Source organism: Sinorhizobium fredii USDA 205 (genome assembly GCF_001461695.1).
Lineage (GTDB): Bacteria > Pseudomonadota > Alphaproteobacteria > Rhizobiales > Rhizobiaceae > Sinorhizobium > Sinorhizobium fredii.
Genome location: NZ_AUTC01000097.1, coordinates 1 through 1108 on the forward strand (window position 1 = coordinate 1; position 1108 = coordinate 1108).

The 1108-nt window shown below is 55.7% G+C and carries 1 protein-coding gene; it reads left to right on the forward strand.

Annotated features, from left to right (window positions below):
- Positions 1-340: 340 nt before the first annotated feature.
- On the forward strand, positions 341-805 hold the full coding sequence (locus N181_RS10330; protein WP_034859947.1) for a phasin: 465 nt from the start codon (positions 341-343) through the stop codon (positions 803-805).
- The last annotated feature ends 303 nt before the right edge of the window (positions 806-1108 follow it).

Here is a 1108-nt window from a genome sequence, read left to right on the forward strand (position 1 = left end):
GTACGCACATCTTCCTCAGCCGTCGGTTAACTTTACGGTGCCGCTGCCATCGATTTTCATCGTTCTCAACCGCATGCCGAGGTGTGGACGCTCGGAGTCTGTCCGGCATCAAATCAGGCAGGCATAACCGACAACATCCAATGCGTTCGATTTCATATCCGCGCACCAACGCGACATTTGCGCATTTTACGGCGTGATTGGATGACAGCATCCGACGATGTCGGACATGCGACACAGTTGTGTTCGAGCCATCGTATTGTTCCGAAACGATTTCTCCTTTGGCACGGCATATGCATAGCATTCGTAGGCAACAAACCATCGTAACCAGAAGGATCCGGAAATGTCCAAGCCCGCAGACAAGCCCAACCAACCCGCTGAGACCGTGGAATTCCAGGCAATCGACCCCAGCAAGGCCGCCGATCAGTTCCGCGCGGTCGCCGAAAAGGGCATCGAACAATCGCAAGAAGCGCTTGCCAAATTCCAGTTCGGCGTCGAAGAGACCCAGAAAGTGCTCAAGTCGACCTTCGAAACCGCCAGGTCGGTCGGCAATGAGCTGTCGCTGACGACGATCGCCGCGCTGCGCGCCAATGTCGAAGTCGATTTTTCGCATCTCGAAGCGCTGTCCGGTGCGAAGTCGCTGTCCGAGATCATTGAGCTGCAGACCAAATTCCTAGGCAAGCGCGTCGAAATGGGAGTCGAGCAGGCCAAGGATTTTCGGGCGCTCACTACCAAGGCGGTTACCGATATTTCCAAATTGGCCAAGGACGTCTTCGACAAGTCACTCAGGGATCTCAAGGCCGCCTGATAGCTCAAGCGCCCGGAAATACCCGCGTGAAAACGTCCAATGGGCAGTGTAACTGTAGCCGCTTGCCAACATAACGGCTCGTGCTCGCCAACATCGGCATTTTCTGCTCAGATTATCTGACAATGGAGAACGTGCCCTGCTCACGCTCTTTGCCAACGTGCTCGCCAACATCCGAGGCTGCTCGCAAACGACGGCCACGTGCTCAGATTAATTGCCAGCGAGAGCGTGGGTCAAGCCGGCACGCCTGCCTGACGCAGTGGCACCGTAAAGTTAACCGACGGCTGAGGAAGATGTGCGTACATG

Coding starts and splice junctions, on each gene's coding strand:
- N181_RS10330 (WP_034859947.1), top strand. CDS start 341: ATGTCCAAGCCCGCAGACAAGCCCAACCAACCCGCTGAGACCGTGGAA.